This window comes from Thiomonas sp. (genome assembly GCF_034007205.1).
Classification (GTDB): Bacteria; Pseudomonadota; Gammaproteobacteria; order Burkholderiales; family Burkholderiaceae_C; genus Thiomonas.
In genome coordinates, this window is the sequence record NZ_JAVERI010000004.1 from 1 (window position 1) to 25,141 (window position 25,141).

Here is a 25,141-nt window from a genome sequence, read left to right on the forward strand (position 1 = left end):
GATTGCGCGATGCTCTGCGAGGTGCTTGAGACCTGGCCCGATGCCGACAGCAGTTGTTCGGCAGACGAGCGCACCGAGCCGATCACCGCCGTGAGTTGCGTGACCATCTGCCCCAGGGCGGCGAGCAGTTGACCCGTTTCATCCTTCGACGGGGAAACCACCCGCACCGAGAGATCGCCGCCTGCCACGCGCCGGGCGACTTCCACCGCCTGGCTCAACGGGCGGGTGATGGAGCGGGTGATGAGCCAGGCGGCGGCGATGGCCAGCAACAGGGCAAGCAGAGCCAGGCCGATGCTGGCGTTGCGCGCGCTGGCAAAGTCGGCTTCGCTTTGGGCATACAGCGCCCGGGTCTGTTCACGCGCCCATGCTTCTGCTGCGTCGATTTCGTGGCGAATCCGCAAGTCGAGGTCGCGCGTCGCCTTGAGGTAATCGGCCGTGGCGGTGCCGAAGTTGCTTTGCTGCATCTCCTGCATCGCGGTCTGCTGCGCCCGGCGCGTTTGGGTCAGGTCGGCGCGCAGCGGGTCCAGCAGGGCCTGCATCTTGGGCGTGGGGTGCAGGGCGGACAGGGTGGCGAAGGACTGCTCGATATCGCGGCGCTGTTTGTCGAGGATGGCCTGGTCTGCCGCGCTGAACTGTTGCGTGAGCAGACTTCTGAGCAGGACGCTCTCGGCGCGCTGGTAGCTTTGATTGATGTCGGTCATGGCCCTTTCCTTGGCCAGACGGTTCTGTACCACTTCCTGAAAGCGGCCCTGGATGTTGGCGGCCTGGTAGAGGCCGTACCCGGCGTTGGCCAGCAGCAGCGCGACGAGCAGGGCGAAGGCCAGGGCGAGACGGGTACCGATGCGAAGGCGAGTGAACATGGGGCGGGTTTCCTTGTTTTTCGAGAGGAGGCAGGGGTCAGTGGTCAGTGGTCAGGGGGGCGGGGCGGGCCTGGGCGCTGCGGCTGGCGCGGTGGATGAGGGTGGCGGCGTCGAGGATGAGCGCCACTTCGCCGTTGCCCAGAATGGTCGAGCCGCTGATGCCCTGCAGGTGGGCGAACAGCGCGCCCAGCGGTTTGATGACGGTCTGGTATTCGCCGAGCAGCGCGTCGACGACCAGGCCGGCGCGCTGCCCGACGGTCTGCACCACCACGACATGACGGCGCGCGCTCGGTGCACCTGCGCCGGGTTCGGCCAGTTCCAGCGCGTCGCGCAGGTGCAGCAGCGGCAGCACCTCGCCGCGCAGGTTGATATAGCCCTGCCGTTGTGCAGGCGCGAACTCCATGCACTCGATCACGGTATCGAGTGGTAGCACGAAGGTGCGCCCGGCGGCCTGCACCAGAAAGCCGTCGATGATGGCAAGGGTGAGCGGCAGGCGCAGCAGGATCTGCGTGCCCGCACCGGCGCTGCTCTGGATGTCGATGCTGCCGCGGATGGCCTCGATGTTGCGCTTGACCACGTCCATGCCCACGCCGCGCCCCGACAGGTCGGTGACGACCTCGGCGGTGGAAAATCCGGGCGCGAAAATCAGGTTCCAGACCTCGGCGTCGGGCAGCGCGGCGGCGGTCTCGGCTGAAACCAGCCCGCGCTCGACGGCCTTGGCGAGAATGCGCTCGCGGTTCAGGCCGCCGCCGTCGTCGGCCACGGTGATGAGAATGCTGCCGGAGTCGTGCCGGGCGGCGAGCCTGAGCGTGCCCTGCGCGGGTTTGCCGCGCGCCGTGCGCACTTCGGGCGTTTCGATGCCGTGATCCATGGCGTTGCGCACCAGATGCATCAGCGGATCGGCGATGCGCTCCACCAGGGTCTTGTCCATCTCGGTGTCGGCGCCCTCGATGACCAGGGCGATGTCCTTGCCGAGTTCGCGCGATACGTCGCGCACCACGCGCTGGAAGCGGGCGAAGGTCTCGCCGATCTCGACCATGCGTAGCTTGAGCGCCCGCTCGCGGATGTCTTCGACCAGGCGGGTGATCTGCGCCGCGGCTTCGCGCTGCGTGGCGTTCTGCGCGTGCAGGGCATTGCCGGCGCTGGCGATGACCAGTTCGCCCACCAGATTGATCAGGGCGTCGAGCTTGTCGGCGGTCACGCGCAGCATCTGGCTGTCGCGGCTGCGCTTTTCCTTGACCTGCCTTTGCTTGTCGAGCGCGGCCTGCACGATGGGCTGGTGCGTGGCGCCTTCGCGCACCAGAATTTCGCCCAAGGGCGCTGCGGACCCGCCGCTGGCCTGCGCATCGTGCTGCGCGGCCAGCGCGTCGTTCAGCTCTTTTTGCGTCAGTGTGCCGACCTGCACCAGGATTTCGCCCAGCCGCAGATCATCTTCGGGCAGGCTGCGAATCAGCTCCACATAGTCGGCGATGCGGCTGTGCGCGGGCAGGATGCGGATGAGGCTGTCTTGCTGCACGAACTCGAACACCGCGGCGATGTCTTCCTTGCTGGCCTCGCTCCTGAAGTTGATCTCGAAGCCGAGATAGCTGGTCTCGGCGTCCATCGCGTCGAGCGGGGGCAGGGCGTCGGTGAGGGTGACGAGGTTGACGATTTCGCCCAGGCCGCGCAGATAGCGGATGAAGGCCAGCGGGTCCATGCCGTTGCGCAGACTGTCGGGGCCAAAGCGCAGCGACAGGTGCCAGTTGCCGGTCAGCGCCGCCCCTTGCGGCAGCACGGTGACCGGGGCGGCTTCTGCCGGGATGGGGACGGGGGAGGCCGTGGCGTCGGCGGCAGCGAGCAGCGTGCCGCCAGCGGGCTGCTGCGCGGCCTGCAGCCGGGCGACCAGCGCCTGCTCCTGCGGGGTATCGGCGATGCAGGCGCCTTGGGTGTCGACCTGATCGACCAGTTGCGCGAGGTGATCGCGCCCTTGCAGCAACAGCGCCACGAGTTCGCTGCTGACGGCGAGCTTGCCCGCACGCATCTGGTCGAGCACGCTCTCCAGGTGATGGGTGAAGTGCACGATGCCGTCGAGGCCGAACAGCCCGGCCGAACCCTTGATGGTGTGGGCGGCGCGGAACAGCGCGTTGATGCGCTCGCCATCAGGCGCGGCATTCGCGCCGCCTTGGGGTTCGAGTTCCATCAGCCCGTGCTCCATGCCTTCGAGCAATTCCTGCGCCTCGACGATGAAGGAACGCAGGGCCTGCTGCATCTGTTGTTCGAAACTCATGTCGGCTCCTTGGTTGTCGCGGTGCGGCCGAACTCGACCACGGGGTCGCCGAAATAGGCCAGCAGACCGCAGAGTTCGAGTGCGTCGATGACGGCGGGGCTGTGGGCGCTGAGCTTGAGGCTGTGTTCCAGATTGCTGGCCTGCTGCTTGGCGGCGAGCAGGATCTGCACGCCGGCGGTGTCGATCTCGTCGACCGCGGCCAACTGCAGTTCGACCAAGGGATGCTGGGCGATCAATCGGCCAAGACGGGCGCGCACTTGCGCCGCGGCGTAAATGTCCAGCGCGCCCTGCAGCGCCACGCTGCAAACCGGGCCGGAGGCATGTTCGAGGATGTCCATGGCGGCTCCTGGGTGGGTAGGGTGGGTTCAGGGGGCGATGAGCTTGGACACGGCGGCGAGCATCTGCTCGGGCTTGAAGGGCTTGACCACCCAGGCGCGCGCGCCGGCGGCCTGGCCCTGCGCCTTCTTGTCCTCCTGGCTCTCGGTGGTGAGCATGATGATGGGCGTGAATTTGTAGTCGGGCTTTTGCTTGATCTCCTTGACCAGGGTGATGCCGTCCATATTGGGCATGTTCACGTCGCTGATGATGAGGTGGAGCTTGCGGCCGTCGAGCTTGGTCAGCGCGTCCACGCCATCGACGGCTTCGATGACTTCGTAGCCCGCGCTGGACAGGGCGATGTTGACCACCTGGCGAAGCGAGGCGGAATCGTCGACGATGAGGATGGTTTTGGCCATGATGGTGTGCAGTGAAGGGTTCAAGAGTGATGAAGACAAGGGATATTTACCAAACTCAAAAGAAAGTGATGTCGCCGCCGTCCTGCGCGTCCACGGTGGGCTGGCCTGCGTGGTTCAGGCGCTGCTCCTGCGTGGTGTAGCTGCTGGCGATGCGCTGCAGGATGTCGGTGACGTCGAGTGCCGCTTCGGGGTTGCCGGCGCCTTGGGAGGCATAGCCCTGAATTTCAGCCGCGAGCAGGTCGAGACTGTCGCGGGCGTGGGTGAGGATCTGGCTGACGCGGTCCTGGAACTGCAGCGAGACGAGCACGTCGCCGATTTCCTCGCGGATGCCGCTGCTTTCGCGCTGCAGCAGGTCGGAGGAATCGGACAGCCCCGTGGCCACCTTGCGCAGGCGTTCGAGCACCTGGTGGATGGATGACTCGGATCGAGCGAGGAACTGCTGCTCCTCGGTCTGCGACTGCCCGGCCGAACGGGTGAGCGTCTGGATGGCGCCGGTGATGATCTTCACCTGCTCGCCCATCTTGCGCCCGGTATCGCGCGACTGCGCCGAGAGCTTGCGCACTTCGTCGGCGACCACGGCGAAGCCGCGGCCGTTCTCCCCGGCGCGCGCCGCCTCGATGGCTGCGTTGAGCGCAAGCAGATTGGTCTTGGCCGCCAGCGCGGCGACTTCGGCAGCCATTTTTTCCAGCGCCTCGGTGTAGCGCGACATGCCCAGTACCTCGCCGACCATGGCGGCGCGTTTGTCCAGCGCCGCGCGCAACTGCTCAAGCACGGCGCCGAGCTCGCCTTCACTGCGGCGGAACACCGCCACTACGCCCTCGCCGCCATCCATGCCGGCGGCGGCCTGCTGCGAGGCCTTGACGGCCTTTTCCAGGCGGCTGTGCAGACTGGAGAAGCGCTGGCTCAGCGCCACGATGGCGGTTTCCATCTGGGCGCGTCCGGCGTCGATCTGCTGGCCGAGCACCGGGAGCGCCTGGGCGCAAAGGCTGTCGATCTGCTGCGCGGCATCGCCAGGCGGCAGGGCGGTAGGTTCGGTCGGGGTTCGGGTCATGGCGAGTTCCAGTGTGGGTTCGAGTGCAGTGTTTCACGCTATCTGGAACATAAAAAGGCGCCTTTGCCGCCAGGGCGGCGTTGCCAATCCGCGCGATACCTGCGGGTATCGCTGTGGTTGGCGCCTTGCCCTGACGACAAATCCATCCTTTTTATTGGTTCCATCAAGCATGAAACACTGCACTGGGTGGGGAAAAAAGGCCGGGAAGCCTGTACGTGTTGGCGTGCGGCGGCAGACTCGCCGCAGGTTGCGCAGCCTGCGCCCGCCCTGCATCGGCAGGGGGCGTTCGGGCGGAACGGCGGTTGCGGACGTGGCATGAAGGGCGCCGGGGCATGAATGACCTCCCCCCTTAACGGCGCGCCGTCAGAAAACTTGAATTTTCAGCGGTTCGAGGCAGTCGTGAACCTGCCGCTGCGGCAGGGCGCGCAGCCAGGTGAGCTGACGTTTGGCGAGCTGGCGGGTGGCGGCGATGGCCTGTTCGCGGAACTGCTCGGCGCTGATTTCGCCATCCAGAAAACGCCAGGCCTGGCGGTAGCCCACGGCGCGCATCGAGGGCAGCGCGGGGCTGAGGTCGCCGCGCTGTCGCAGCGCCCGCACTTCATCGACAAAACCGGCAGCGAGCATCTGCTCGAAGCGCTGGGCGATGCGCGCGTGCAGCGCGCTGCGGTCGGAGGGCTCCAGCGACAGGATGCGCAGGGGCAGGTCGCCGTCGCTGGTGCGCCCGGCGGCCAGATGCGCCGACAGCGGTCTGCCGCTGAGTTGCCAGACTTCCAGTGCGCGCTGGATGCGCTGGGCGTCGCTCGGCGCGAGGCGGGCGGCGGTGACGGGATCGACCGCGGCCAGCCGGCCGTGCAGCGCGGGCCAGCCCAGGCGCGCGGCCTCGGCGTCGAGTTCGGCGCGCACGGCGGGGTCGGCCTGCGGCAGCTCGGCCAAGCCCGACTGCAGCGCCCTGAGGTAGAGCAGGGTGCCGCCGACGATCACGGGCCGGGCGCCGCGCTGTCGGATTTCGCCGATCAGCCTGCGCGCGTCGGCGGCGAATTGCGCCGCGCTATAGCTTTGCGCCGGGTCGAGGATGTCGAGCAGATGGTGCGGCGCCTGCGCGCGCTCCTGCGGGCCGGGCTTGGCGGTGCCGATGTCCATGCCGCGATAGACCAGCGCCGAGTCCATGCTGATGAGTTCCACGGTTTCGCCGCGCTGCCGCGCCTGCTGGACGAGGTACAGGGCGGCGGCGGTCTTGCCGCTGGCGGTCGGGCCGACGAGGCAGAGCACAGGCGGGGCGATTTGCGGCGTCATGGCGTTCACTGCCCGCGCAGGAACAGGGCGTCGAGCTCGGCCAGGCTGATCTGCCGCCAGGTGGGGCGGCCGTGATTGCATTGATCGGCGCGCTCGGTGCGTTCCATATCGCGCAGCAGGGCGTTCATTTCGGCGAGGGTGAGCTGGCGGTTGGCGCGCACCGCGCCGTGACAGGCCATGCTGGAGAGCAGGGCGTTGCGCCGCTCCTGAAGGCGCGTGCTCAAGCCCTGCGCGATGAGATCGGCGAGCAGCCCGCGCGCGAGGCGGATGGGGTCGGCGTGGGCCAGCAGCGTGGGCGTGGCGCGTACCGCCAGACTGGCGGGGCCGACGCGGTCGAGCTCGACGCCGAGTTCGCGCAGGGTGTCGGCATGATCTTGCGCGGCGCCGATTTCGGCATCGCTGGCGGCAAAGGCGGCCGGGACCAGCAGGGGTTGGACGGACACGGGCGCCAGGTTTCGTTCCGCGGCTTTCAGGCGTTCATACACGATGCGCTCGTGCGCCGCATGTATGTCGACGATCACCAGCCCGTGGCGGTTTTGCGCCAGGATGTAGATGCCCAGAAGCTGCGCCAGGGCGAAGCCGAGGGGGAAGTCGTCGGGCTGGGGGGTGGCGATGTCGGCGGCTAGTACGTAGGGGCGCGGCGCGGCGCTGTCCTGGGCCTTGGGGATTTCCTTTGGGGTCAGGTCTAGCTTTGTAGCATAGGACAAGGGCGCGTAAGCGTGCGAGAGAGTTTCCCAGGACGCCGGGCTGGGTCTGGCGATGCCGAAGGGAAGCGCTGCGGTCGCGGGCTGGGCGGATGGGGGCCGTTCCAAAGCGGACGCTGAGGCGGCGGGCTGCGAAATCGCTTCTCCAGCCGATCGCGCCAGCACCTGCTCGACGGCGTGGCGCACGGCCTGATGCACGGCCGAGCTGTCACGAAACCGGACTTCCGATTTGGCCGGATGCACATTCACATCGACCAGATCGGAGGGCAGGTCGAGCAGCAGGGCGTACTGCGGCTGCAGCGCGCCGTGCAGCACGTCGGCATAGGCGGCGCGCACGCCGTGGGCCACGGTGCGGTCGCGTACCCAGCGGTTGTTCACGATGATGTGCTGCACCTCGGCGCGGGCGCGCGCGGCGGTGGGCCTGCAGACCAGGCCGCGCACGGCAAGCGGGCCGATCTGCGTGGAAACGGGCAGGGCGTGCGCGCCGAACGCTTCGCCCAGCGCGGCGGCGAGGCGGTCGAGGCCGTGCGGCGAGGGGTCGCGGTCGAATTGCAGCTTGAGCTGGCCGTCATGCCACAGCCGCAGGGCGATACCCGGATGGGCGATGGCGGCGCGCCTGAACACCTCGGCGCACCCGGCATATTCCGTCTGATGCGACTTGAGAAACTTGCGGCGCGCGGGCAGGTTGAAAAACAACTGCCGCAAGGTCACGCGGGTGCCTTGCTGCGCGGCGGCGGGCTGCACCGTGCCGACCCGGCCTGCGCTGGCCTGAATGCGCGCGCCTTCGGCCCCGGCTTGGCGGCTGATGATCTCGATTTCGGCCACGGCGGCCATGGCCGCGAGCGCCTCGCCGCGAAAGCCCAGATGCGCGGCGTGGTGCAATTCGTCGAGATCGGCGATCTTGCTGGTGGCGTGGCGCAGCAGCGCCAGCGGCAATTCCTCGGCCGGGATGCCGCAGCCGTCGTCCTCCACCTGCAAGCTGCCCAGCCCGCCCTGCTCGAGCCGCACGGTGATGGCGCTGGCCCCGGAGTCGATGGCGTTGTCGAGCAGTTCGCGCAGCGCCGAAGCCGGGCGTTCGATGACTTCGCCGGCGGCAATCTGGCTGATGAGCACGTCCGGCAGCGGACGAATCGGGCGTTGGGGTTGTGGCAAGGCAGGCTGGGTGCAAAGGCTGCGGCGGCAGCCGCCCCCGCGTTGCGGGGCGAGAAAAGACACGTCAGGTCAGTATACTTTTGCGGGTCTGCGGATGAGCTGGGGAGCGCTCATTGTCGGCTCAGTTTTCCGGCGTAATATCTGTGTCTTCGGCCTTTCAAAGGCATCTTCTGGCTTTCAGTCCCCATCGCATGGATCCCCACGCTCTCATCGACCTCATCCTGCACTTCGACGTGCATCTGGCGCAGTTCATCGCGGTGTACGGCCCCTGGGTGTACGGGCTGCTCTTCGGCATCGTGTTCGTCGAAACCGGGCTGGTCATCATGCCGTTTCTGCCGGGCGATTCCATGCTGTTCGTGGTGGGCGCCTTTGCCGCCACCGGGGCGCTCAGCCTGCCGGGCGTGATGGCCGTGCTCTGGCTCGGCGCGGTGCTGGGCGACAGCCTCAATTACCAGATCGGCAAGGCCATCGGCCACAAGGTGTTTTCTTGGCCAGACTCTCGCTGGTTCAACCGTCGCGCCTTCGACAAGGCACATGCCTTCTACGAAAAATATGGCGGCATCACCATCGTGGCCGCACGGTTCATGCCCTTCATCCGCACTTTCGCCCCGTTCGTCGCGGGTGTGGCCGAAATGTCGTATGGCAAGTTTCTGGCCTTCAACATGCTTGGTGCCGCGCTCTGGGTCGGGCTGCTGGTCATGGCGGGTTATCTGTTCGGCAATATTCCGTGGATCAAGCACAACCTGGGGCTCATGACCCTGTCCATCATCGTGCTGTCGCTGCTGCCTGCGGTGTGGGGGTGGTGGAAATCGCGGCGGCAGGTGTCGGTGGTCTGACGAGGGGTTTGCCAAGGCTTTACTGCAGCTTGCCGCGCAGCAGACCGACGGCCAGACCCTCGATGGCGAAGGGCTGGCGGGCATCGACGCGGATGGATGTGAATTCCGGGTTGGCGGGCAGCAGCTCGATGTGATCGGCAAGCAGGCGCAGGCGCTTGACCGTGACCTCGTCGCCGATGCGGGCCACGACGATCTGGCCGTTTTGCGCCGTCTGGCTGCTTTTGACCGCCAGCAGGTCGCCATCGAGGATGCCGACATCGCGCATGCTCATGCCGCGAACCTTGAGCAGATAGTCGGGGCGCACCGCGAACGCGCCGGGATCGACGTGGAGCGTTTGCTCGATATGCTCTTGCGCGAGGATGGGATGGCCCGCGGCGACCCGGCCCACCAGCGGCAGGCAGAGTTGCTCGGCGCCGGGCAGCGCGCGTTGCAGACCCTGATGCGAACCAGGAGGCAATTCTTGGCGCAGATCCGGCATGTGGGGTGTCTTCCCCAGGGATGCGGGGCGCTGCGGGGTGGTGATGCGGATGCCGCGCGACGCGCCGGGCGTCAACTCGATGACCCCTTTACGCGCGAGGGCCTGCAAATGATCTTCTGCGGCATTGGCCGAACGGAATCCCAGCCTGGCCGCAATTTCGGCGCGGGTGGGCGGGTAGCCCAGTTCGTGCACCGAGGCGGTGATGAGATCGAGGATTTGCTGCTGGCGGGGCGTGAGTTTGGAGACGAGGCGGCGCATGGGCGGACTCCGGCAGTTGCACAATGAGTCAGTTCGAATCAGAAGATCCAAATGAATGCTGGGTAGGCTTCCAGCTTGATGATTTTCACAGCACTGTAAATCAAAACAGTCTTTCTGCAAAGAGATCCCACTATGTCCAGTTCATTTTCTCGCCCAGACTTGCCGCAGATCGTGGTACTGGGAACGGGGGGCACCATCGCGGGCGTGGCCAAGGGCGACCCCAGCCTGCCGGGTTACACCGCCGGGGTTCTGGGGGTCGATGCGCTGCTGCAAAGTGTGCCGGCGCTCGGCCGCCTGGCCCGAATTCATACCGAACAGGTGGCCAACCTCGACAGCAAGGACATGAGCTTCGCCGTCTGGACGCAACTGGCCGAACGGGCGGCCTTCTGGCTGGCGCAGCCGCAGATCCAGGCCTGCGTCATCACCCACGGCACCGACACCCTGGAAGAAACGGCCTACTTTCTGCATCTGGTGCTCTCAAGGAAACGCAGGGCCGCCCCAAGTTTCCTTGACCCCCTCGGGGGGCCTGACGCGAATGCGGCAGGTCTGGGGGCGCTCTCAAGGAAACGCAGGGCCGCCCCAAGTTTCCTTGATCCCCTCGGGGGGCGGGTCGGCGAACCGACCCTGGGGGCACTCGACACCGACAAGCCGGTGATCCTGACCGCCGCCATGCGTCCGGCCACCGCGCTGAACGCCGACGGCCCGCAGAACCTGCTCGACGCCGTGCGGGTGGCCGTGCACCCGCAAGCGCGCGGGCTGGGCGTGGTGTGCGTGTTGCATGGCATGGTGCATGCCGCGCGCGATGTGACCAAGGCGAACACGCACAAGGTGGAAGCGTTTTCCTCCGGCGAGCGCGGCCCGCTGGGCGAGGTGGACGGCGAGGATTTGCGGCTCTGGCGTCAGCCCGTGCCCGAAGTCGGCGCGCCGTTTGCCGTTCCCGCTGCCGATGCGTGGCCGCGGGTGGAGTTGCTCACCCATGTGGCGGGCAGCGATGGTGCCGTGGTGCGCTGCCTGGTTTCGAGCGAAGCGGTACAGCCCCGCGTGGCCGGACTGGTCGTCGCCGGAACCGGGGGCGGTACGATGCATCGCGAGCTTGAGGCGGCGCTGCATTGGGCGCAGCGGCAGGGCATACGGGTGAGAGTGGCCTCGCGCGTCGGCCCGGTGCGCGGCGGCGCCGATGACGGTCTCAACGCGGCGAAGCTGCGAGTGAGGTTGCTGCTGGAACTGGCCGCCAGCAAAACCGCGCAAGGTGAAGGCAAGGCCGCGCCGACCGAAGCCGCCGAATGAAGTTCAGGCAGCGTGGGTGTCGGCCAGCGGCAGCCAGATCTGCGCCCGCAGACCGCTGGGCTCGGCATTGCTCAGATCAAGCCGCCCGCCCATGGCGGTGATGGTTTTTTCGACGATGGACAGGCCCAGACCCGTGCCCTTGGCCGAGGTTCTTGCCGCGTCTCCGCGGAAGAACGGGCGGGTGAGTTGGGCAAGTTGGTCGGCCGGAACGCCCGGGCCGTGGTCGCGCACGGTGAGTTGCACGGAATCGATGCCGCGCTGCAGGCTGATGTCCAGATCGGTGTGCACTTCATCGGGCGTCAAGGCATAGCGCTTGGCGTTCTCCACCAGGTTGACCACCACGCGCTGCAGCTCCAGGGTATTGGCGAGCACGGGCGGCACCGGCGGGGTCTGCAGGTGCAGCACCACGGTTTCGTCTTTCTGATAGCGGTCGCGCACGAAGTCGATCAGGGCATTGAGGTCCACGGTTTCGATCTTCGGCCTGGTGCTTCGCGCGTATTCGAGAAATTTGCCGATGATGCGGTCGGCCTGCTCGATGTCGTCGATGATGTGTTCGCGCGCCTGCTCGTCGGGCACGCTCATCTCGGCCTCCAGCCGCAGCCGGGCCAGCGGGGTGCGGATGTCGTGCGAAATGCCGGCGAGCATCAGCGCGCGTTCTTCTTCGACTTCCTGAAGGCTGCGCGCCATGCGATTGAAGCCGCGGTTGACTTCGCGGATTTCGCGCATGCCCGAAACCTCGTCGAGCATCTGCGAGTAATTGCCAGCGCCCACGCGCGCCGTGGCCAGGCGCAGGTCGCGCAGCGGTTTGTTGACAAAACTGGCGATCACCGCCGCGCCGATGAGGGCGAGCAGGGTGGCGATGATCCCCCAGGTCGCCCAGGTTTCACTCAGCGAGGGGTCGATGCGCGAGCGGTCGAGCAGCAGCCAGTAGGGGTCGCCCTCGATCCGGAAACCGATCCACAGACCGGGGCGGTCGTTCACCACATCGGCGAAATCGAGCTGTTCGTTCAGGCGCGTGTCGACAGCCTGTTCGAGCCGCTTGGTGAATTCGGAGTGGTTCATCGGCGTCCATTGGTCGCCCGGATTGCGCGGGTAGATGTAGATGCCTTCCTTTTTCGCCAGATCGTCGAGCAGCGAGACCCGGTATTGCGGGTCGGAGTGGATCAGCGCCAGGCGCGTGAGATCGATCAGGCTGGTGATCTGCCGCGAGGTCTGCTCGACCTGGGGGCCGAGTTCGAGCAGGCGAAAACTCTGGAACCACGTCGCCAGGCTGGCGCTGACCAGCAGGACGATGAGCGCAAAGGTGCGCCAGTACAGCCGGCCGAACAGGGCGCCGATCCAGTGCGTCATGCGAGAAAACAGGCCGGCAGGACCTACCCCGGGCTTCTTCGCCGGGGCGGGCGCGGGGTGGCCTGGCGCCGGATCAGCCTTCGGCGTTGTCGGGGACGAAGACATAGCCCACGCCCCATACGGTCTGGATGTAGCGCGGATGCGCCGCATCGGTTTCGACGATCTTGCGCAGGCGCGAGATGGCGACGTCGAGGCTGCGGTCGAAGGCCTCGTAGTCGCGGCCTCTGGCCAGCTCGGCCAGCCGGTCGCGCGACAGCGGCTGGCGGGGATGGCGCACCAGCGCCTTGAGCATGGCGAATTCACCTGTGGTCAGGCCGATGGGTTCGCCGTTCTTGCTCAGTTCGCGTCGCGCCAGATCGAGACTGAAGGGGCCGAACACCACCGTTTCATCTTCGCGCGAGGGCGCGCCGGGCAGCTCGGGCGAAGGCTGGCGGCGCAGCACCGCGCTGATGCGGGCAAGGAGTTCGCGCGGATTGAACGGCTTGGGCAGGTAGTCGTCGGCGCCGACTTCCAGGCCGATGATGCGATCCACATCCTCACCCTTGGCCGTGAGCATGATGATGGGGGTCTGGTCTTTGGAGGCGCGCAGGCGCTTGCAGATGGACAGGCCGTCTTCACCGGGGAGCATCAGGTCGAGCACGATCAGGTCGAAACGCTCCTTGACCATGATGCGCGACATCGCCTTGGAATCTTCGGCGACGAAGACTTCGTAGCCTTCTTGAGAAAGATAGCGACGCAGCAGGTCGCGGATGCGCGCGTCGTCGTCGACGACCATCAGCTTCTTCGGTTTTTCGTGGTCCATGGAGGCGTCTTCTGAATGAAAACAAGGCAGGCTGAGGGACTGATCTTCCTTGCAAAGGCGTGTCAGCTTAAGGCTTGTTACACAGTTTACTGCGAGAGCAGGGTGATTCGGGCCGGTTCGATTCGATAATTTCAATTGCAAACTTTGGATACGCTGCGCCAGTGCCCTTGCTTCCGTTCTTGCGTCGATCGCGACTGACTTCCTGTCTCGGCGCCTGCCTTGTCGTCACGGTGGCGCAGGCGGGCGCGCCTGCGGCTTTGATGCCGCAGGGGTTTCGTCAGCTTGCCCGGCCTGTCGAGGCGAATCTGTCACAGGGCGAGACGGGCGAGGCGGTGGCGGACGGTCGGCTGGCCCCATCGCGCTTTTTCAGTCCGACGGCATCGACGCCCGTCAAACCCCATGTGTTGACCTTGCATGACCGGGAAATCCTGCGACAGCAGATTCAGGGCACGGCACAGGGGTCGCACGTGCTGTCGCCCTCCAGCATGCACAAGTAGCGTGAACAGGCCCTGATCTCTCCAAGCCTGGCGGTAGTCAGTATGATGGGCCGATCGTTTCGGAAACCGTGTCGATCGCCGTGGAAAATCAGCCTCGCCTGTCTTCTGTGCAATGCCTGCATCCTGGAGGCTTGCATCGTCTGGCCTATTGGGAATGGGGTGCCCCGGACCTGGACGATGTGGTGGTCTGCGTCCACGGCCTGACCCGGCAGGGCCGCGATTTCGACGTGCTGGCGCAGGCGCTGCAGGCGAACCGCCGCGTGGTCTGCCCTGATCTGCCCGGTCGCGGCGAGTCGGACTGGCTCGCCAATCCTGCGCTTTACCAAGTCCCGCAATACCTGGCCGATATGGTCACCCTGCTGGCCCGCCTGAATGCCCGAAGGGTGTCCTGGGTGGGCACCTCGCTGGGCGGACTCATCGGCATCGCCCTGGCCGGCATGGAGCACAGCCCCATTGCCCGGCTGGTACTCAACGATGTCGGCCCGTCGCTCGATCCGCGCGGGCTGATGCGCATCGCCAGCTATGTAGGGCGGCAAATGCGCTTCGATACCCCAGAGCAGGCGGCCGATTCGCTGCGCGAAATCTCTCTGGGTTTCGGCCCGCACACCCCGGAGCAATGGATGGCGCTGACTCGCCCGATGCTGCGCCCGGATGGCAGCGGCTGGCGTTTGCACTATGACCCTGCGCTTTCGCAGCCGTTCAGTGCGGCGACGGCGCAGGCCATCGCGGCAGGGGAGGTCGTCCTGTGGCAGGCTTTTGACCAGATCGCCGCGCCGACGCTGGTTGTGCGCGGAGCCGATTCGGATATTCTCGATGCGCAGACCGCGCTGGCGATGACACAGCGCGGCCCCAGGGCGCGGCTGGTCGAGCTTTCCGGTGTGGGACATGCGCCGACGCTGGTGCAGCCCGATCAGGTGGCCCTCGTGCGCGACTTTTTGCTGTCGTGAGTCCGAATCAGTCCACCGCGGTGCGCAGTGCCGATCAGGTCGAGCCGGCAGACCACCGGACCCGGCAGGCGCGGGCCTACGCCCTGGCGCTGATCGATACCGTGGTGCTCGAAACCGGAGAGCCTGCACTGGAACACGCCGACGGCGTCGCCGCCATCCTGCGCGACATCGGCGCCGACGCGGGTGCGCAGGCCGCGGCCTATCTCAATCTGGTCGTGCCCCAACTGGCGCACCCGCAGGAACAACTGCGCAAGCATTTCGGCGAAGCGCTGGCGGTCCTGTCGGTGGAAACGCGCAAGCTGGTCGAAGTCTCCCGCATGGCCCGCAGGGGGCCGGACGAGGCCGAACTGCGGCGTCGGCACACCGAACTGGTGCGGCGCCTGCTGCTCGGTTTTTCGCGCGATCTGCGCGTCGCCCTGCTGCGTCTGGCCTCCCGGCTGCAATCGCTGCGGTATTTCACCCGCAGCAAGCAGGCCGCGCCCGCAGCCTTTCTGGCCGAAAGCATGGAGGTCTACGCCCCGCTGGCGAATCGTCTGGGCATTTGGCAGATCAAGTGGGAGATAGAGGACCTGTCTTTCCGCCTGATGCAGCCCGAGGTGTACAAAGACATCGCCCGCAAGCTGGACGAGCGGCGCGTCGAGCGCGAACAGGGCATCGGCGCCGCCATCGCCCTGTTGCAGAAGGAATTGCAGCGCCAGCACATTGCCGCCGAGGTGGCCGGCCGGCCCAAGCACATCTACAGCATCTGGCGCAAGATGCAAGGCAAGCAACTGCAGTTCGAGCAGGTGATGGATTTGCGCGCCTTGCGCATCATCGTCGGCGATGTCAGCGCCTGCTACGCCGCGCTGAGCGTGGTGCACGCCATGTGGTCCGCGCTGCCCGACGAATTCGACGACTATATCGCCAAGCCCAAGCCCAACGGCTATCAGTCGCTGCACACCGTGGTGCGAACCGACTCGGGGCAGATTTTCGAAATCCAGATCCGTACCCAGGCCATGCATGCCTATGCCGAGCAGGGCAGTGCGGCGCACTGGGCCTACAAGGAGGCGGGCGCCAAGGGTTATCAGGGACAGGCGCAGGCGGGCGACTATCAAGCGCGTATCGCTCTGGCGCGCCAGTTGCTGGCGCTGCAGCAGGAACTCGCCGGTGCCCACGCGCAGCCAACAGCAGGAGCTGCGGCCGAGCTTTGCGCCGGGCAGGAGGCGCAGGACCGCATCTTCGTCCTCACCCCCCAGGCCCGCATCGTTGAACTGGCCCAGGGTTCGACGCCGGTGGATTTTGCCTATGCGCTGCACACCGATCTCGGCCACCGCTGCCGCGGCGCGCGCGTCGATGGAGTGCTCGTTGCGCTGACCACGCCGCTGCGCAGCGGGCAGACGGTGGAGATCGTCGCGGCAAAGGAGGGCGGGCCATCGAGGGACTGGCTGAATGCTGAATTGGGCTATCTGCGCAGCCCTCGGGCGCGCGCCAAGGTGCGCGCCTGGTTCAATCAGCTCGCACAGGAGCAGACCATCGCCAAGGGTCGGGCGCAGGTCGAGCGCCTGCTGCAGCGCGAGGGCAGGACCAGCTTCAACCTGCAAAGTCTGGCCGAAGGATTGGGCTTGCGTACTGCCGATGAGCTGTTTGAACGTGTCGGCAAAGACGAGTTTTCGCAGCGGCAGATCGAGGCTTACCTGCGCGCCGATTCCACAGCGCCTGCGGCGGACGAGTTCCGGGTTCAGCCAGGCGCGGGCGCGGGCCAGAAAAAGCAGGGCGGTCAAGTGCTGGTCGTGGGCATGGGCTCGCTGCTCACGCAGCTTGCGGCATGTTGCAAACCGGCCCCGCCCGACGCCATCGGCGGCTTTGTCACGCGCGAGAAGGGGGTGACCGTGCACCGCGCCAGTTGCCAGAACTTTCGCCATATCGCACGCCAGCATCCTGAACGTGTCATCGCCGTGACCTGGGCGGGGGAGGACGATGCAAGCGCGCTCTATCCGATAGACCTCGAGGTCAGTGCCAACGATCGCCAGGGGCTGCTGCGCGATATTTCCGACGTTTTGGCCAAGGAGCGCATCAACGTCATTGCGGCGAGTACGCGCTCGGCAGGCGATCTGGCGCAGATGCGTTTCACCGTTCAACTGGCCAACAGCGCCAGACTCAAGCGCGCGCTGGCCCTCATTGCGAGCGTGCCCGGTGTGCTCAAAGCATCAAGAAAGTAGGCTGCTCGAAGGCAGCATGAGAGCCGTGCTATGATTGCGGGCTACTTAGGCGGTTAGCTCAGATGGTTAGAGCGCTTGCTTGACATGCAAGAGGTCGTTGGTTCGATTCCAATACCGCCTACCAAATCCTTCCAATCTCCTCATCAACGCCATGCATTTCTTCCGAACTAGCTTGCCGACCCCTTGAGTTTCAGAGGTCCGCACGCCCGTGCATAGCGATGACAAGGTGCGGTCCATCCGCACCTTTTTTTGTTTGAGCGAGACGCATCATGTTTCAAATTACCCTGCCTGACGGTTCCAAACGCGCTTTCGAAGCCCCGCTGACGGTTGGCGAACTGGCGCAATCGATCGGCGCCGGGCTGTTCAAGGCGGCCCTGGCTGGAAAAGTCGACGGCAAGCTGGTCGATACCAGCTATGCGCTGACGCAGGATGCCGCAGTATCCATCGTCACCGACAAAGATCCGGAAGGCCTGGAAATCATCCGACATTCCACGGCTCACCTTCTGGCCTACGCCGTCAAGGACCTGTATCCCGACGCGCAGGTGACCATCGGCCCGGTGATCGACAACGGCTTCTACTACGACTTCGCCTACAAGCGGCCCTTCACGCCGGAAGATCTCGAAAAGATCGAAGCACGCATGGTCGAGCTCGCGCGCAAGGACGAGCCGGTGCAGCGCAAAGTGCTGCCGCGCGACGAGGCGATCGACTATTTCAAGTCTATCGGCGAGCATTACAAGGCCGAAATCATCGCCAGCATTCCTGCGGGTGAAGAGGTTTCGCTTTACTCGGAAGGCGCTTTCACCGACCTCTGCCGCGGCCCGCACGTGCCGTCGACCGGGCGGCTGAAGGTGTTCAAGCTGATGAAGGTGGCCGGCGCCTATTGGCGCGGCGACCATCGCAACGCGCAATTGCAGCGCATTTACGGCACCGCCTGGGCGAAGAAAGAGGATCAGGACGCCTACCTCCATGCCTTGGCCGAGGCGGAAAAGCGCGATCACCGCAAGCTCGGCAAGGAACTCGACCTGTTCCATTTCCAGGAAGAGGCGCCCGGGCTGGCCTTCTGGCATCCCAAGGGCTGGGCGCTGTGGCAGGCGGTCGAGCAGTACATGCGGCAGGTCTATCGCGACAGCGGTTACCACGAAGTCAAGGGGCCGCAGATTCTGGACGTGAGCCTGTGGAAGCGCTCCGGCCACTGGGACAACTACTCGGAGAACATGTTCTTCACCGAGTCGGAAAAGCGCCAGTTCGCGATCAAGCCGATGAACTGTCCCGGCCACATCCAGATTTTCAACTCCAGCTTGCGCAGCTACCGCGATCTGCCCATCCGCTACGGCGAGTTCGGCTCTTGCCATCGCAACGAGCCCTCCGGCGCGCTGCACGGTCTGCTGCGGGTGCGCGGCTTCACCCAGGACGACGGCCATATTTTCTGTACCGAAGATCAGATCGAGGCCGAGGTCACCGCCTTTCACCGCCAGGCCATGCAGGTCTATACCGACTTCGGCTTCACCGATATCGCGCTGAAAATCGCCTTGCGCCCGGAAAAACGCATCGGCATCGATGCCGTGTGGGACAAGGCCGAGTCTGCGCTGCGCGCGGCGCTGCAGGCCTGCGACGTGGTCTGGCAGGAGTTGCCGGGCGAGGGGGCGTTCTACGGCCCGAAGATCGAATATCACATGAAGGACTCGATCGGCCGAGCCTGGCAGGTCGGCACCATGCAGGTCGATTTCATGATGCCCGAGCGTCTGGATGCCGAGTATGTCGACGAACATTCGCAGCGGGTGCGCCCGGTCATGCTGCATCGCGCCATCGTTGGCTCGATGGAGCGCTTCATCGGCGTGTTGATCGAGCATTACGCCGGCGCGATGCCGTTGTGGCTTGCGCCGGTACAGGCTGTGGTGATGAACATCACCGACGCGCAGGCCGACTACGCGAGATCTGTTGCACAAGCGCTGACAAAACAAGGCTTTAGGGTGGAGTTGGATTTGCGCAACGAAAAAATCAACTATAAAATACGCGAAAATGCATTGAGCAAAGTGCCTTATCTGCTTGTGGTCGGCGACCAGGAGAAAGACGCAGGGACCATCGCAGTACGGGCACGCGGCAATGTCAACCTCGGGGTGCTGTCCCTGGAGGCGCTGACGCAAAAACTCTCCCAGGAAGTGCGGTCGCGCAGATAATCCAACAGTCGGAATTCTGCTGGGGCAGCACATTTGTCTTTAATGATCTGAAAGGTTTGAACCATCGCTACGTTCCAGAGCCGTAATACACCGGAAAAACGCGCCCATCGTCTGAATCGCGAAATCACATTGCCTGAGCTCCGTCTGATCGGGCCGGAGGGCGAGGCGATCGGCGTGGTTTCTCTATCCGAGGCGCTCAAACTCGCCGAGCAACACGATGTGGACTTGGTGGAGATTGCGCCCACCGCATCGCCTCCGGTCTGCCGTTTGATGGATTACGGCAAGTTCAAGTACGAAGAACAAAAAAAGAGTCACGAAGCGCGTCTCAAGCAAAAACAGATCCAGATCAAGGAAGTCAAGTTCCGTCCGGCGACGGATGATGGCGACTATCAAATCAAGTTGCGCAATCTGCGCCGTTTTCTGGAAGAAGGCGACAAGGGCAAGGTCACGCTGCGTTTTCGCGGTCGTGAAATCACGCACCAGGACATCGGCATGCGCGTGCTCGAGCGAGTGAAGGCGGACGTGGAAGATGTGGGCCAGGTCGAGCAGATGCCCAAGTTGGAAGGTCGGCAAATGATCATGGTGATTTCGCCGAAGAAGAAAAAATAACGATGCGTTGAATTTCAGCGTTTCTTGAAGAACCTGCGGCGCAAGCTGCAGTCGCGTGTGTTTGGCTCGTAGGGACGAATGCCGCAAAACTCGTGTGCGTGGGCTTGAAAGTGTCTGGTTCATCGTCAGGCCGCCTGCGGATATGTCATATTCAATGGAGCAATCATGCCCAAGATGAAAACCAAAAAGAGTGCCGCCAAGCGATTCCGCGTGCGTCCGGGCGGCACGGTCAAACGTGGCCAGGCGTTCAAGCGCCATATCCTGACCAAGAAAACCACCAAGAGCAAGCGTCACCTGCGTGGAGCCACGGCGGTGCATGACAGCGATCTGAAGCAGATCGCCGCCATGATGCCTTTCGCCTGAAGCGCCAGCCGCCTCAGTCCGAACAACCGATCAGGATAAGGAGTCTCAAATGCCTCGCGTCAAACGTGGTGTGACTGCACGTGCACGTCACAAAAAAGTTCTCGACCTCGCCAAGGGTTTCCGCGGCCGCCGCAAAAACGTCTATCGCATCGCCAAGGAAGCGGTGATGAAGGCCGGGCAGTATGCCTACCGCGACCGTCGTGCCAAGAAGCGTGAATTCCGTTCGCTGTGGATCACCCGGATCAACGCCGCAGTGCGTCAGTCCGGCATGACCTACAGCGTGTTCATGAACGGCATGAAAAAAGCACAGATCGAGATCGACCGCAAGGTGCTTGCCGACATGGCCGTTCACGATGCGGCCGCATTTGCCAAGATCGTCGATCAGGTCAAGGCGGCAATGGCCTGACGCATCGCCCCGCCGCACGCGGCGGTGTTCTGCTGTGCAAGGGCCTGTGGAAACAGGCCTTTGTTTTTGACGGTGTCACAACTTGTTCACATTCTCGTGAGAAATGGCCGGGACGACCCGAGTCATTCTCACCGCTTCAGGGGGCCTGGCGCGCAGCGGCAGGGCCGGGGGCGCTCTTGACGCACTGAGTCCATGAATCCTTTGCAAACCCTGATCGATCAAGCCAGCGCCGAGTTCGCGCAGGCGGCAGACTCCGCCTCGCTGGAAAATGCCAAGGCGCGCTATTTGGGTAAAACGGGTTTGATCACCATCGAGATGAAAGCGCTGGCGACTCTGCCCGTTGAGGAGAAGCGGGCGCGGGGTGCGCAGATCAATCTGGCGAAGCAGGCCATCGAGCGGGCGCTGCAACAGCGGCGCGAGGCGATCGAGCAAGCTGCGCTGCAGGCTCAATTGCAGGCTCAGGCGATCGATGTGACCTTGCCGGGGCGCGCCGGAAACCAAGGCGGCTTGCATCCGCTGACGCGCAGTTGGATGCGGATGGAGCAGATTTTCCGTTCCATGGGCTTTGACGTGGCCGACGGCCCCGAGATCGAGGACGACTGGACCAATTTCACCGCACTGAATTCGCCGCAGGATCACCCTGCGCGATCGATGCAGGACACGTTTTACGTCGACGCCCAGGATGCGCAAGGCCAACCCCTGCTATTGCGTACACATACTTCTCCGATGCAGGTTCGCCATGCCCGCGCCCATGTGCAGCGCTATGCAGGAGCCGCGCAAATGCCGCCGATCAAGGTGATCGCGCCAGGGCGCACCTACCGCGTGGATAGCGATGCGACGCATTCACCCATGTTCCATCAGTTCGAGGGCTTATGGATCGATCAGGACGTCTCGATGGCCGATCTCAAGGGCACTTACACCCATTTTCTCAAGGCGTTTTTCGAGCGCGACGATATTCTGGTGCGCTTTCGGCCTTCGTACTTTCCGTTTACCGAACCTTCTGCCGAGATCGACATGATGTTCGAGAGCGGGCCGCTCAAGGGGCGCTGGCTGGAACTGGCAGGTTCCGGGCAGGTGCATCCCACGGTTGTGCGCAACTTCGGGCTCGACCCCGAGCGCTATATCGGGTTTGCCTTCGGCAGCGGCCTGGACCGCCTCACCATGTTGCGCTATGGGATTTCGGATCTGCGCTTGTTCTATGAAAACGACCTGCGCTTTCTTCAACAATTTGCCTAAAGCGATCCCTCAATCATCTTGCGCGCGCCGTGCAGCGCGGCCGCTCTGCAGAACATCACCAAGAATTGACCATGCAGTTTCCCGAATCCTGGTTGCGCCAGTTTTGTAATCCCGACCTGTCGACCGATGCGCTCGCCGATACGCTGACCATGGCGGGACTGGAGGTCGAGGAGGTGCGCGCCGCGGCGCCCGCCTTCTCCGGGGTGGTCGTCGGACGGGTGCGCGACGTGCAGCCCCATCCCAACGCCGACAAGCTGCGCGTCTGCCAGGTGGATGTCGGCGCTGCGCAATCGCTGCAAATCGTCTGCGGCGCGCCCAATGTGGCCGTCGGCATGGCCGCGCCGTGCGCGCTGGTCGGCGCCGAGTTGCCGCCGCAGCAGGAGGGACAGGGCGTGTTTCGGATCGGTGCGGCCGAGATGCGCGGCGTGCAGTCGCAGGGCATGCTGTGCTCGGCGCGCGAGCTGGGGCTGTCGTCCGATCATGCCGGCCTGCTCGCGCTGCCGGAAAACCTCCAGCCGGGCGCCGATCTGCGCGAAGTGCTGGCCCTCGACGAGGCGGTGTTCACGATCAAGCTCACGCCGAATCTGGGGCATTGCCTGAGTGTGTTGGGTGTGGCGCGCGAGGTCTCGGCGGTGACGGGAGCGGCGCTGCGCAAGCCGTTATTCAAACCCGTGACGCCGACATGGCCTGACCGCCTGCCGGTGCGCATCGAGGCGCCCGATCTATGCGGGCGCTTTTCCGGTCGCATCATACGCGGGGTGAACGCCCGGGCCGAAACACCGCTGTGGATGAAGACGCGGCTGGAGCGCAGCGGTCAGCGCAGCATTTCGGCCTTGGTCGATATTTCCAACTATGTGATGCTGGAACTGGGCCGTCCCAGTCATGTGTTCGATCTGGCCAAGATTCGCGGCGGCCTGACGGTGCGTTGGGCGCACGAAGGCGAGCAGGTCGAATTGCTCAACGGACAGACCGTCACGCTCGACGCCGACATGGGGGTGATTGCCGCCGAGAACGGGGTGGAGTCTCTTGCCGGCATCATGGGCGGAGAGTCCACGGCGGTCACTCTGGACACCACGGATATTTACCTCGAAGCCGCATTCTGGTGGCCGGATGCCATTCGCGGCCGAGCGCGCCGATTGAATTTTTCGACCGATGCGGCGTCGCGCTTCGAGCGCGGCGTCGACTATGCGACCACCGCGCTGCATCTCGATGCGATCACGGCACTGATTCTGGAGATTTGCGGCGGACAGGCGGGCCCGGTCGACGATCAGGTCGCCCGGCTGCCTCAGCGCAGGCCGGTACGCATGCGCGCCGCACGCTGCGAGAAGGTCATCGGCATTTCCATCGGGGTGGAACGCATGGGCGAGATCTTCACCCGGCTGGGCCTGAGGGCAGAGCTCGAGCATCCCGGCGGCGAGCCCGTCTGGGTCGTGACGCCGGGATCCGAGCGTTTCGATCTGGAGATCGAAGAGGATCTGATCGAAGAAGTCGCGCGCATCCACGGCTATCAGCACATTCCGGTCCAAGCACCAGTCGGTCGCCTGGCTCCGCTGCCGGTGCCCGAAGGCCGGCGCAGTCTGCACAGCCTGCGTCTGAAGGCGGCTGCGCTGGGTTACCAGGAAACCATCAATTTCTCGTTCGTCGATGCACAATGGGAACAGGATTTCGCCGGGAAATCCGATCCCATTCGGCTGCTCAATCCGATCGTGTCGCAAATGTCGGTGATGCGTTCCACCCTCATCGGCTCGCTGGTCAAGGTGCTTGCAGACAACCTTAGCCACCGGGTCAAACGAGCGCGCCTGTTCGAGTTGGGGCGTGTGTTCATCCGCGATGCCAGCGTGGCGGACGGGGCGATGCAAGTCGCAGGCATCCTGCAACCGATGCGGCTGGCCGGTTTGGCATACGGCTCTGCGGTACCCGTGCAATGGGCCGTGCCCGAACGCCGGGTCGATTTCTACGATGTGAAAGCGGACGTCGAGGCGCTGTGCCTGGGCACGGGTGAGTTGCAATGGCGGCCGGTTCAACATCCGGCCCTGCATCCTGGGCGGAGCGCGGAAGTGCGGCTCGATGGCGAGCGTCTGGGCGTGGTGGGAGAACTGCATCCGCAGTGGGTGCAGAGTTATCACCTGCAGTCCGCGCCGGTGGTCTTCGAACTGGATGCCGCTCTGCTGCAAGTCCAGCAACTGCCTGCATTCGCTCCCATCAACCGCGTTCCGGCCGTGCAGCGCGATCTGGCTTTTCAGGTTCCCTCCGGTGTCAGCTATGCGCAAATGGAACAGGCCATACAAGCCGCGATTCGCGACATTCCGGTTTGCGGCATCATTCGGCAGGCGCATCTGTTTGACATGTTCACCCCGGCCGGAGAAACGGCGACAAGAAGCATGGCTTTTCGCCTGCAGTTGCAAGCCGCGCAAACCTTGACCGACGAACAGGTGGACGCCGCCTGTCAAGCGCTGGTTTGCGCCCTGGCGACGTCGACGGGGGCGCAACTCAGGAGCTGAAGTCGGCTGGTACAACAACTCATGAGACGCAGGGCCGCCCCAAGTTTTCTCATCCCCCTCGGGGGGGCCTGACGCGAATGCGGCAGGTCTGGGGGCGCTCTAAACGCAGTTCACAGGAGGACAGATGGCACGCATTCAGATCGAATCGGTGCAGACACCGACGCTGACCAAGGCAGAACTTGCCGAACAGCTCTATGAGCACATCGGCCTGAACAAGCGGGAATCCAAAGACATGGTCGATGCTTTTTTCGACCGCGTTCGCGACGCCCTGGGGCGTGGCGAAGATGTCAAACTTTCCGGATTCGGCCATTTCCAGTTGCGCGAAAAGGCCCAGCGACCGGGCCGCAATCCCCGCACCGGCGAGATCATTCCCATCGCTGCGCGGCGGGTGGTCATTTTCCACGCCAGTCACAAGTTCAAACATCAACTCCAAAGCGCTGCATCGGCGGACATGGCAAAAGAAAGCCATCAGGCCGCCGCTTTGCAGCGGCCGATCCCCGAGGGGGCCTGACGCGAAAGCGGCAGGTCTGGGGCGCTCTCCAGTTCCCGTTTACGGCTTTGACGCACCAGCTCGGGCTATTAGGATTCGTCCATCGCCACCTCTACCGCCATGAGTGCCGCCCCTGCATTGCCGCCCATTCCTGCCAAGCGCTATTTCACCATTGGTGAAGTCAGCGAATTGTGCGGCGTGAAATCGCACGTGTTGCGATATTGGGAGCAGGAATTCGCGCAACTGCGTCCCATAAAAAGGAGGGGCAACCGTCGCTATTACCAGCACCATGAGGTTTTGCTGATTCGCCGCATTCGCGAATTGTTGTACGAACAAGGGTTCACCATCAGCGGCGCCCGCGCCCGCCTGGGCGGGGCTGCCGCAGAGGGGCGCGACATCGAAGATACGGCAGGCAGGACGCAAACCCCGAATCCGGCCTCACTCACGCCTTTGCCACCGATTCAGCACCTCGGCGAACTCCGCGCAGAACTCCTTTCGATTCGCAGAAGTTTGATTGAGCCATGAAGAATGGTGTAATATTGTTTGCTTTGGTCGTCGGGGCGTAGCGCAGCCTGGTAGCGCACCTGCATGGGGTGCAGGGGGTCGGAGGTTCGAATCCTCTCGCCCCGACCAAAAACTTCAAGCA

General features: G+C 64.6%; 23 protein-coding genes and 2 tRNA genes. 15 read left to right on the forward strand and 10 right to left on the reverse strand.

The features are described from left to right. The 7 genes from RBR52_RS04270 to mutL form a co-directional block, all read right to left on the reverse strand. A partial coding sequence (locus RBR52_RS04270) for a methyl-accepting chemotaxis protein (protein ID WP_320375956.1) occupies window positions 1-860 on the reverse strand: 860 nt, incomplete at its 3' end. A gap of 37 nt (window positions 861-897) precedes the next feature. Further along, the gene (locus RBR52_RS04275) at window positions 898-3,126 is read right to left on the reverse strand and encodes a chemotaxis protein CheA (protein ID WP_320375957.1); all 2,229 of its coding nucleotides are present in this window, start codon (window positions 3,124-3,126) and stop codon (window positions 898-900) included. Next, a complete protein-coding gene (locus tag RBR52_RS04280; protein WP_320375958.1) occupies window positions 3,123-3,464 on the reverse strand; it encodes an STAS domain-containing protein in 342 nt (113 codons plus the stop codon). Before RBR52_RS04280 ends, RBR52_RS04275 begins: the two co-directional genes overlap by 4 nt. Before the next feature lie 27 nt (window positions 3,465-3,491). Further along, entirely contained in the window at window positions 3,492-3,860 is a 369-nt protein-coding gene (locus RBR52_RS04285) for a response regulator (RefSeq protein WP_320375959.1), read from the reverse strand. 55 nt (window positions 3,861-3,915) lie between these two features. Beyond that, window positions 3,916-4,911 (reverse strand): methyl-accepting chemotaxis protein, encoded by a 996-nt coding sequence (locus RBR52_RS04290; RefSeq protein WP_320375960.1) that lies wholly within the window; start codon window positions 4,909-4,911, stop codon window positions 3,916-3,918. A gap of 363 nt (window positions 4,912-5,274) precedes the next feature. Then, complete coding sequence (gene miaA, locus RBR52_RS04295; protein ID WP_320375961.1) at window positions 5,275-6,204, reverse strand: tRNA (adenosine(37)-N6)-dimethylallyltransferase MiaA; 930 nt, start codon at window positions 6,202-6,204, stop codon at window positions 5,275-5,277. A gap of 5 nt (window positions 6,205-6,209) precedes the next feature. Beyond that, window positions 6,210-8,060: a DNA mismatch repair endonuclease MutL gene (mutL, locus tag RBR52_RS04300; protein WP_320376155.1), complete on the reverse strand. Its 1,851-nt coding sequence runs from the start codon at window positions 8,058-8,060 to the stop codon at window positions 6,210-6,212. A gap of 191 nt (window positions 8,061-8,251) precedes the next feature. Here mutL and RBR52_RS04305 point away from each other — a divergent pair, with 191 nt between their 5' ends. Then, window positions 8,252-8,896, forward strand: coding sequence for a DedA family protein (locus RBR52_RS04305; protein ID WP_320375962.1), 645 nt, complete (start codon window positions 8,252-8,254; stop codon window positions 8,894-8,896). Window positions 8,897-8,915: 19 nt separating this feature from the next. On the opposite strand, the gene lexA is transcribed toward RBR52_RS04305, so the two are convergent. Next, window positions 8,916-9,632, reverse strand: coding sequence for a transcriptional repressor LexA (gene lexA / locus RBR52_RS04310; RefSeq protein ID WP_320375963.1), 717 nt, complete (start codon window positions 9,630-9,632; stop codon window positions 8,916-8,918). A 132-nt stretch (window positions 9,633-9,764) separates the two neighbouring features. Between lexA and RBR52_RS04315 the strand changes: the two genes are divergently transcribed. After that, window positions 9,765-10,919, forward strand: coding sequence for an asparaginase (locus tag RBR52_RS04315; protein ID WP_320375964.1), 1,155 nt, complete (start codon window positions 9,765-9,767; stop codon window positions 10,917-10,919). 3 nt (window positions 10,920-10,922) lie between these two features. Here the strand turns inward: RBR52_RS04315 and RBR52_RS04320 are convergent, their stop codons facing one another. After that, window positions 10,923-12,269: a sensor histidine kinase gene (locus RBR52_RS04320; RefSeq protein ID WP_320375965.1), complete on the reverse strand. Its 1,347-nt coding sequence runs from the start codon at window positions 12,267-12,269 to the stop codon at window positions 10,923-10,925. 73 nt (window positions 12,270-12,342) lie between these two features. Next, entirely contained in the window at window positions 12,343-13,071 is a 729-nt protein-coding gene (ompR, locus tag RBR52_RS04325) for a two-component system response regulator OmpR (protein WP_320375966.1), read from the reverse strand. Between the two features lie 179 nt (window positions 13,072-13,250). Between ompR and RBR52_RS04330 the strand changes: the two genes are divergently transcribed. The 13 genes from RBR52_RS04330 (at window position 13,251) to RBR52_RS04390 (ending at window position 25,128) form a co-directional block, all read left to right on the forward strand. Further along, window positions 13,251-13,568, forward strand: coding sequence for a transglutaminase (locus RBR52_RS04330; RefSeq protein WP_320375967.1), 318 nt, complete (start codon window positions 13,251-13,253; stop codon window positions 13,566-13,568). Between the two features lie 80 nt (window positions 13,569-13,648). Continuing rightward, window positions 13,649-14,515: an alpha/beta hydrolase gene (locus RBR52_RS04335; protein ID WP_320375968.1), complete on the forward strand. Its 867-nt coding sequence runs from the start codon at window positions 13,649-13,651 to the stop codon at window positions 14,513-14,515. Further along, the gene (locus tag RBR52_RS04340; RefSeq protein ID WP_320375969.1) at window positions 14,512-16,713 is read left to right on the forward strand and encodes a bifunctional (p)ppGpp synthetase/guanosine-3',5'-bis(diphosphate) 3'-pyrophosphohydrolase; all 2,202 of its coding nucleotides are present in this window, start codon (window positions 14,512-14,514) and stop codon (window positions 16,711-16,713) included. Before RBR52_RS04335 ends, RBR52_RS04340 begins: the two co-directional genes overlap by 4 nt. Before the next feature lie 47 nt (window positions 16,714-16,760). Further along, window positions 16,761-16,837: transfer RNA gene (locus tag RBR52_RS04345), tRNA-Val, on the forward strand. A 145-nt stretch (window positions 16,838-16,982) separates the two neighbouring features. Then, window positions 16,983-18,890, forward strand: coding sequence for a threonine--tRNA ligase (gene thrS / locus RBR52_RS04350; protein ID WP_320375970.1), 1,908 nt, complete (start codon window positions 16,983-16,985; stop codon window positions 18,888-18,890). Between the two features lie 63 nt (window positions 18,891-18,953). Beyond that, window positions 18,954-19,499, forward strand: coding sequence for a translation initiation factor IF-3 (gene infC, locus RBR52_RS04355; RefSeq protein ID WP_320376156.1), 546 nt, complete (start codon window positions 18,954-18,956; stop codon window positions 19,497-19,499). A gap of 165 nt (window positions 19,500-19,664) precedes the next feature. Then, window positions 19,665-19,862 carry a 50S ribosomal protein L35 gene (gene rpmI, locus RBR52_RS04360; RefSeq protein ID WP_320375971.1) on the forward strand — a complete coding sequence of 66 codons (198 nt, stop codon included), beginning with the start codon at window positions 19,665-19,667 and terminating at the stop codon, window positions 19,860-19,862. Between the two features lie 49 nt (window positions 19,863-19,911). Then, the gene (gene rplT, locus RBR52_RS04365; protein ID WP_320375972.1) at window positions 19,912-20,268 is read left to right on the forward strand and encodes a 50S ribosomal protein L20; all 357 of its coding nucleotides are present in this window, start codon (window positions 19,912-19,914) and stop codon (window positions 20,266-20,268) included. 192 nt (window positions 20,269-20,460) lie between these two features. Then, window positions 20,461-21,504, forward strand: coding sequence for a phenylalanine--tRNA ligase subunit alpha (gene pheS, locus RBR52_RS04370; protein WP_320375973.1), 1,044 nt, complete (start codon window positions 20,461-20,463; stop codon window positions 21,502-21,504). A gap of 71 nt (window positions 21,505-21,575) precedes the next feature. Further along, window positions 21,576-24,005 (forward strand): phenylalanine--tRNA ligase subunit beta, encoded by a 2,430-nt coding sequence (pheT, locus tag RBR52_RS04375; protein WP_320375974.1) that lies wholly within the window; start codon window positions 21,576-21,578, stop codon window positions 24,003-24,005. A 124-nt stretch (window positions 24,006-24,129) separates the two neighbouring features. After that, a complete protein-coding gene (locus RBR52_RS04380) occupies window positions 24,130-24,516 on the forward strand; it encodes an integration host factor subunit alpha (RefSeq protein ID WP_320375975.1) in 387 nt (128 codons plus the stop codon). A gap of 99 nt (window positions 24,517-24,615) precedes the next feature. Next, on the forward strand, window positions 24,616-25,020 hold the full coding sequence (locus RBR52_RS04385) for a MerR family transcriptional regulator (protein WP_320375976.1): 405 nt from the start codon (window positions 24,616-24,618) through the stop codon (window positions 25,018-25,020). 31 nt (window positions 25,021-25,051) lie between these two features. Next, a tRNA-Pro gene (locus RBR52_RS04390) sits at window positions 25,052-25,128 on the forward strand. The last annotated feature ends 13 nt before the right edge of the window (window positions 25,129-25,141 follow it).

Coding starts and splice junctions, on each gene's coding strand:
- RBR52_RS04275 (WP_320375957.1), bottom strand. CDS start 3,126: ATGAGTTTCGAACAACAGATGCAGCAGGCCCTGCGTTCCTTCATCGTC.
- RBR52_RS04280 (WP_320375958.1), bottom strand. CDS start 3,464: ATGGACATCCTCGAACATGCCTCCGGCCCGGTTTGCAGCGTGGCGCTG.
- RBR52_RS04285 (WP_320375959.1), bottom strand. CDS start 3,860: ATGGCCAAAACCATCCTCATCGTCGACGATTCCGCCTCGCTTCGCCAG.
- RBR52_RS04290 (WP_320375960.1), bottom strand. CDS start 4,911: ATGACCCGAACCCCGACCGAACCTACCGCCCTGCCGCCTGGCGATGCC.
- miaA (WP_320375961.1), bottom strand. CDS start 6,204: ATGACGCCGCAAATCGCCCCGCCTGTGCTCTGCCTCGTCGGCCCGACC.
- RBR52_RS04305 (WP_320375962.1), top strand. CDS start 8,252: ATGGATCCCCACGCTCTCATCGACCTCATCCTGCACTTCGACGTGCAT.
- lexA (WP_320375963.1), bottom strand. CDS start 9,632: ATGCGCCGCCTCGTCTCCAAACTCACGCCCCGCCAGCAGCAAATCCTC.
- RBR52_RS04315 (WP_320375964.1), top strand. CDS start 9,765: ATGTCCAGTTCATTTTCTCGCCCAGACTTGCCGCAGATCGTGGTACTG.
- RBR52_RS04320 (WP_320375965.1), bottom strand. CDS start 12,269: ATGACGCACTGGATCGGCGCCCTGTTCGGCCGGCTGTACTGGCGCACC.
- ompR (WP_320375966.1), bottom strand. CDS start 13,071: ATGGACCACGAAAAACCGAAGAAGCTGATGGTCGTCGACGACGACGCG.
- thrS (WP_320375970.1), top strand. CDS start 16,983: ATGTTTCAAATTACCCTGCCTGACGGTTCCAAACGCGCTTTCGAAGCC.
- rpmI (WP_320375971.1), top strand. CDS start 19,665: ATGCCCAAGATGAAAACCAAAAAGAGTGCCGCCAAGCGATTCCGCGTG.
- rplT (WP_320375972.1), top strand. CDS start 19,912: ATGCCTCGCGTCAAACGTGGTGTGACTGCACGTGCACGTCACAAAAAA.
- pheS (WP_320375973.1), top strand. CDS start 20,461: ATGAATCCTTTGCAAACCCTGATCGATCAAGCCAGCGCCGAGTTCGCG.
- pheT (WP_320375974.1), top strand. CDS start 21,576: ATGCAGTTTCCCGAATCCTGGTTGCGCCAGTTTTGTAATCCCGACCTG.
- RBR52_RS04380 (WP_320375975.1), top strand. CDS start 24,130: ATGGCACGCATTCAGATCGAATCGGTGCAGACACCGACGCTGACCAAG.
- RBR52_RS04385 (WP_320375976.1), top strand. CDS start 24,616: ATGAGTGCCGCCCCTGCATTGCCGCCCATTCCTGCCAAGCGCTATTTC.